This window comes from Anaeromassilibacillus sp. An200 (genome assembly GCF_002160025.1).
Lineage (GTDB): Bacteria > Bacillota > Clostridia > Oscillospirales > Acutalibacteraceae > Caccousia > Caccousia stercoris.
This window is the reverse complement of the sequence record NZ_NFJU01000077.1, coordinates 1-6,189: the sequence shown is the minus strand read 5'-3', so window position 1 is coordinate 6,189 and position 6,189 is coordinate 1. Positions and strand designations below refer to the sequence as shown.

The following is a 6,189-nucleotide window of genomic DNA, read 5'->3' as shown; positions in this document are numbered from 1 at the left end:
CAAGGGAGTGAACGTCAGCCAGTTGCTCCTCTTATTGTAGCTTAGGCACGAGATGGAGGGAAAGCCGGACTGGCTGCCCGGCTTTCCTGTCCAAATTTATTGTAATAGGGAGGGAAACTGCATGGCAACTACACGCATTATGCCGCTGCATATTGGCAAGGGGCGCACCGAAAGCCAGGCGGTCAGCGACATCATCGACTATGTGGAAAATCCGCAAAAGACAGACAACGGCAGGCTGATTACCGGCTATGGGTGTGACAGTCGGACCGCCGACGCCGAGTTCCTTTTGGCAAAGCGCCGGTACATCGCCGCCACTGGACGGGTCCGGGGATCGGACGATGTGATTGCCTACCATGTGCGCCAGTCCTTCAAGCCCGGTGAGATCACGCCGGAGGAAGCCAACCGCCTGGGCGTGGAATTTGCCAAACGGTTCACCAAGGGCAAACACGCCTTTGTGGTCTGCACCCATATCGACAAATCGCATACTCACAATCACATCATCTGGTCGGCGGTCAATACGGATTGTGACCGGAAGTTCCGTAACTTTTGGGGAAGCACCAGAGCTGTTCGACGTTTAAGTGACACCATTTGTATTGAGAATGGATTGTCCATTGTGGAGGACCCAAAACCCCATGGAAAAAGCTACAACAAGTGGATGGGCGATCAGGCCAAGCCCTCCCATCGGGAACAGCTACGGGTGATGATTGACCGGGCGCTGGAGCAAAAGCCCGCTGACTTTGACGCACTGCTGAAGCTGCTTTCCGAGATGGGCTGCGAGGTATCCCGGCGCAGGAAAGTAATCCGGCTCAAAGCCCCCGGCTGGAAGAATGTAGCCCGCATGGATGATAAGCTGGGAGACGGGTACAGTGAAGCGGAAATCCGTGCGGTGCTGACCGGAAAAAAACAGCACACGCCCCGTAAAAAATCCACCATACAGCCGGAGTCGCCCAAGGTCAATCTGCTGGTGGACATCCAGGCAAAGCTCCAGGCCGGAAAAGGTGCTGGGTATGCGCGCTGGGCCAAGGTTTTCAACCTGAAACAGATGGCTCAAACGGTGAATTTTCTTACGGAGCATAACCTGCTGGACTATGCGGAGCTGGCAGAAAAAGCGGCGGCGGCCACGACCCACCACAATGAGCTGTCTGCAAAAATCAAGGCAGCGGAAAAACGCATGGCGGAGATTGCTGTGCTGCGGACCCATATCATCAATTATGCCAAGACCCGCGAGACCTATGTAGCCTATCGAAAGGCCGGTTACTCCAAGAAATTCCGCCAAGAACATGAGGAAGAAATCCTGCTCCACCAGGCGGCGAAAAACGCCTTTGATGATATGGGTGTCAAGAAGCTGCCCAAGGTCAAAGAGCTGCAAGCCGAGTACGCCAAGCTGCTGGAGGAAAAGAAGAAAACCTACGCTGAGTACCGGCGCTCCCGCGAGGAAATGCGGGAGCTTTTGACGGCCAAGGCCAACGTGGATCGGCTGCTGCACAGGGATGAGGAGCAGAAAAAAGAACAAAAAAAAGACCATGGCCAGCGGTAAGCCGGTCATGGTCATAAGCGTCCATCGGACGCGCAGCCGCAGAATGAAATTCTGCGTTCAAAGGGGCTTGGGGGCGCTGCCCTCAACAAGCAGAGCGGAGGGGAAAATCACGGCAGGATTTTTTCCTCTGCGGGCCGAGTGTATTAACACCGGCATTGCTTGCGCGTTTCTCCAGCCTCTAAATCTCTCCTAAATGCTTTCCGCTTTCAAGCGGTAAAAGAATAAGTATAAACCTACCAAGGCGGATCAATCTTCAAACAGTTTGGAAACTGGAATTTCCAGCACTTCCGCGATCTTAAACATGGTTTCCATGGATACACCGAAAGCCTGGGTTGGGCTTTCAATCTTTGCAACAAATGACCATGATTTACCGATTGCATCAGCAAAGGCTTCCTGTGTTAAACCATGTAGCTTTCGGTAGTATTGCACTTTTAAACCGAACTTGATGAATTGTTCCCGATATGCTGTCTCCATAATGCACCCCTTTTTATTAAAAGGGTATCATCAAATCAGAAAAATATTTATAGAGGGTAATTGTTATTTATGGCAATACAATGATATAATTAGACAATAGAAGGAGCACATTAAGGAGACGGCAGCAGGAGAAAAAGCAGCAAAATACCAAGACAAATAAAAACCGATGGATCAGAAATTTTCCATCCATCGGTTTGCTCAATTTTGTTCATCTGGAAGATACTCTACAATGTCTGCCAAAGAACAATTCAACAACTTACACAGTGCCTCCAATGTATTGGTAGACACTGATTCTCCCGCCTTCATGCGGCGAATAGAAGCGCTGCTGATACCGCCCTTGACCTGCAAGGTATATGTTGTTGCCCCACGGCGCTCCATAGTCTCCCATAGTGGTGCATAAGAAATCACTCAACAGCCCTCCGTCCGCTTGCTATATCTTTATTATTGCCTATAATGGAGATACATTGTTATAGGCAATATTGCCTATGCCGAAAGGAACGCACTATGACAGAAATAACCTGCTTTTTTATTGGTCACAGGGAGGCAGACGATGAGCTGCTCCCTGCTTTGACAGCGGCAGTGGAACGCCATATTACGGAGTACGGTGTCACAAGTTTTATGGTAGGCCGCTATGGGAATTTTGACAAACTGGCAGCCAGAGCCGTCATAGAGGCAAAAAAGCGCCACCCGGAGGTGACGCTGACTTTGCTGCTGCCTTATCATCCCTTTGACCGGCCTATCCCTACGCCGAAAGGCTTTGACGGCACCTTTTATCCGCCGGGTATGGAGACTGTGCCGAAACGAGTAGCCATAGTGCGGGCCAACCGTTATATGATGGAAAATAGCAGCCATTTGATTGCCTACGCCTGGCACCCGGCGAGCAATGCACGGGAACTGATGGAGTATGCCCAGGCAAGAGAGAAAAAGGGGAAGATTCATGTTGAAAACCTTGCTGAAAAAGTTGGTAAGCCTTTTATCTGAAAAATGGCTGCGTTGGATGGTGATACTTTGGGCCGGTGGACTTTTTCTATTCTGTGCCGGGCTGCATATAGGAAATGAAATGTGTTACAAAACAGAGGTGGAATTTTGGCAAGGAATAGTCACAGTACAGGAACCAGAATCCTGTGCCATTTGCGGTAATTCCCGTGGCCTCACATTTCATGCCCCATGTCTGCTTGATCTTTCAACCGGGAATTTGGTTGAACTGGCAATCTATGAACCATCCTGCCGCTATCCTGGTGAATTATCAGAAAACCAAAGTCTCGATCACAGTGTTATCACGTTCACAGCAAATGGCGACCCGATGTTTATTGACCGGCTGAAGGATATACAGCGGTGTGTTACCTACCTTCCCGGAGAGGAGGGGGAGCCGATGGACCCCGAGCATTATTGCCGAAATTGCCGGGCAATCCTGGCAAGGGCCGCCACCACTGGCTATGTTCTTTTAGATCTATACCATTTGGATGAAATTGAGGCATATCCCATACAAGAAGGGGCCGAATACAACATACGGATTTATAGTGTTTCGGTAACCCGTGACATAGAAAACAACTACTTGACTATCACCAACATTGGACACCTTTTGACGTACTGAACAGCCAAATTATAGGGACTGAATTTTCTGCACCGCTTCCTTAAATTTCAAGAAAATATGTCGATATAATTGTTAGAGAACCACTATACGGGAGGAGTTGCTTTACTATGTCATGGCAAGTACCAAATATAAACGGTCAGCTTTCGTCTGAGCTGGTCAACAGCGGGTGGACTATATATAAAAGCACCCAATCCGGTCAAGGAAATACACAGGCAGTTACCGGCGGGCAAGCGCATCTTTCCCCACCATCTTTCGATACAGTAGATTTTAGTGACAGCAGTATCCCTGATATTACTCCTGAAACTCCAGAAGGTATGTTTCCCAACGGGGCACAAGTGGATGAAGATGGGAAAACGATTGTCAGAAACCTGTGGGGTGGAATTAAAGTAGAATCCCGGATTGGAGCAGACGGCCAGTTTATCACATTTCCCGATGAGGCTAACCGGAGTGCTGCCGAAGGGGCCGCTACCCATGGTTTCTTTTATCACACCACCGATTTTCTAAAGGAGGCCGCCCAAAAGTACAGTACCTTGGGAGAAAATGAAACCTTCCGTTTCCGGGATATTCAGGATGAAGGCTTTATCCGTGACACCCTGGATTTTCTGACCAATGGCAATTATACAGAAAAAGATGTTGCCGCCATGAAAGAGCAAATGGAAGATGTCGTTCTGGAGCTGGCACAGCAGATCAAGGATGGCAAAGAGTTTGATTTAAGCAGTGTCCAGACAAAGTTGACTATTGGCAACTCTGAAATCGGAGTTGGACAGCTTTTTGAGCTGCAATCATTGGGCAAAGATTTGGAAGGTGTTTTGAATCAAACTTCCGTAGGCCAGATGGATTCCTTTGCATACGCTCAAAAAGGTCTTACAAAATCTATCGCTGAATACTATGGCAAAAACTATGGAGCGGTAGGTGAAATGTTTGCAGACGGCATCGGGCGGCTTTATGAAAAAAGCATCCAAAATGTTCAAAAGCTAAACAATAGCATGAACAGTGGCTATGGCGGAATCGGTTGGTCGCAGAAGGAAAATGATTCCGTTCACACCGGCCTTGAAATTTCCGACCTATTTGCCAATCTGGATTGTAGCAGCAAGGACGCTTTTATGGCGGATTTCAACGAAAAGCTCTCCGATATGCGCACCCTTGTGCAGCAGTTTGGCAAAAAGTATAATCTCTCCGACACTTATTTGGGGATTGCCGGAGATATGGCAAACTTGATGAAATATATTCAGTCGGTGATTAGATGATTTGAGAGAAGAGCCTTTTTGTTCATCATCTTTTGCCAGCCATTTTATGTGTAAAAGGAGGTAAGGCCCTATGTTTGTATCAAATCTGCCCGGTTCTCTCCAGGGAGCTTGGGGCAATGCTCCATTTTTACAGGTTAATAGCCCTAAAATCGGAATCTTGGGACAAAACACCCCTGCACAGGATGTTCTGGGGCGAATGTCGGAGAATCTGATGGATGTCCGGCAGCAAACCTCCCTTCAGGATCGTGTGGAGTTAAAATTTTCTGGAGTTTTGGACACGGAGTATTCTGCCCTGTCGGAGGTTCCAACCGAGACTCTAAAGTGTTTTGCCGGATTACTGGATGCGTACGCACGCTTTAACAGCATGACCGAGCATGCGCTGACAGAATACCGGGATCAGCTGACCGCCTTTGACCAGACCATTCAGGAGTACCAGGATATGCTGGACGGCAAGACTGCACTGCCGGAGGACATGACCACAGAACAGGTACAGGCCATGCTGGATCTGGTAAAGGAGACCAGGGCTCAGTTTTTGCAGGATGGCGGCAAAGAAGTAAACCGCCGATTGGCTTTCTCAAACAGCTATGCAGATGACAGACTGTTCAACCATGTGGCATCCGCCGTGTTGGGCGAATCTTTCGAGAATGCGGGCAAGGGTGCCGATTTCTGGCGTATTGACCCAAATGCGGAGGACATCTATGGGGAAATTGACCGGGCGTTGGGTGCAGTGGACAGTTTGACCCAGACTTGCAGACAGGGCCTTGGCGCTATTGCCACGGAGCTGAAGCGCCGGGGCTATGATGATTCTGACTTCATGCATTATTACAGCCAGTGGTATCAGTCCGAAAAGCCCCAGCTCTTGTGCAGCGATATGAATGCTCTGGTGGAACGCACCCTGGCAGATCTGCGCGAAAAAAGTCTGGCAATTTCCGAAGGTATAGATGACTAACGCTGACGGCCTGGATTGACTTTCAGGAGGAGGTGTAACAAAATGACGATCACAGATATGGCCCGTATGATGATGAACGCAGATCGGTATCAGTGTGGGGGCACACAGCCGAAATATCCAAACGGCGCTGCGGTATCAGATCCTAATGCACCTGATGACGGACTGGATATTACAGGCATGACCGCAGCGGACTTTCACATCATCCCCGTATCCAAAGAAGCTGAGCAGGCGGTACGGGATATCGCTTTGGAGCACATGAAAAAGTATTATGGGATGTCTGGGCCTGACGGCAATGATTTGGGAAATTTCATCAAGTCCTATTATAAGCAAGTCCCCGTCTCAGACCGCGCCAATGCTGGCTGGACATTGAATCAAATGCACAGGGATG

The 6,189-nt window shown here is 49.1% G+C and carries 8 protein-coding genes; 6 read left to right on the top strand and 2 right to left on the bottom strand.

Annotation, left to right across the window (positions count from 1 at the left end; genetic code table 11):
• Positions 1-121: 121 nt before the first annotated feature.
• The gene (locus B5F35_RS17295) at positions 122-1,537 is read left to right on the top strand and encodes a relaxase/mobilization nuclease domain-containing protein (protein ID WP_087242851.1); all 1,416 of its coding nucleotides are present in this window, start codon (positions 122-124) and stop codon (positions 1,535-1,537) included.
• A 246-nt stretch (positions 1,538-1,783) separates the two neighbouring features.
• Here B5F35_RS17295 and B5F35_RS17285 read toward each other — a convergent pair whose 3' ends face one another.
• Both B5F35_RS17285 and B5F35_RS17280 read right to left on the bottom strand, forming a co-directional pair.
• A complete protein-coding gene (locus B5F35_RS17285; RefSeq protein WP_087242849.1) occupies positions 1,784-2,011 on the bottom strand; it encodes a helix-turn-helix domain-containing protein in 228 nt (75 codons plus the stop codon).
• A gap of 198 nt (positions 2,012-2,209) precedes the next feature.
• Positions 2,210-2,419 carry a helix-turn-helix domain-containing protein gene (locus tag B5F35_RS17280; protein WP_087242847.1) on the bottom strand — a complete coding sequence of 70 codons (210 nt, stop codon included), beginning with the start codon at positions 2,417-2,419 and terminating at the stop codon, positions 2,210-2,212.
• Between the two features lie 96 nt (positions 2,420-2,515).
• On the opposite strand from B5F35_RS17280, the gene B5F35_RS17275 reads away from it, so the two are divergent.
• From B5F35_RS17275 to B5F35_RS17255, 5 genes are all read left to right on the top strand, one after another.
• On the top strand, positions 2,516-2,992 hold the full coding sequence (locus B5F35_RS17275) for a hypothetical protein (protein WP_087242845.1): 477 nt from the start codon (positions 2,516-2,518) through the stop codon (positions 2,990-2,992).
• The gene (locus B5F35_RS18575; RefSeq protein WP_140401280.1) at positions 2,949-3,605 is read left to right on the top strand and encodes a hypothetical protein; all 657 of its coding nucleotides are present in this window, start codon (positions 2,949-2,951) and stop codon (positions 3,603-3,605) included. Before B5F35_RS17275 ends, B5F35_RS18575 begins: the two co-directional genes overlap by 44 nt.
• A 107-nt stretch (positions 3,606-3,712) precedes the next feature.
• Positions 3,713-4,852: a hypothetical protein gene (locus B5F35_RS17265; RefSeq protein ID WP_140401279.1), complete on the top strand. Its 1,140-nt coding sequence runs from the start codon at positions 3,713-3,715 to the stop codon at positions 4,850-4,852.
• Positions 4,853-5,048: 196 nt separating this feature from the next.
• Positions 5,049-5,801 (top strand): hypothetical protein, encoded by a 753-nt coding sequence (locus tag B5F35_RS17260; protein ID WP_087242839.1) that lies wholly within the window; start codon positions 5,049-5,051, stop codon positions 5,799-5,801.
• Between the two features lie 42 nt (positions 5,802-5,843).
• Positions 5,844-6,189: DUF3879 family protein (locus B5F35_RS17255; protein ID WP_087242837.1), on the top strand; the 346-nt coding region annotated here is incomplete at its 3' end.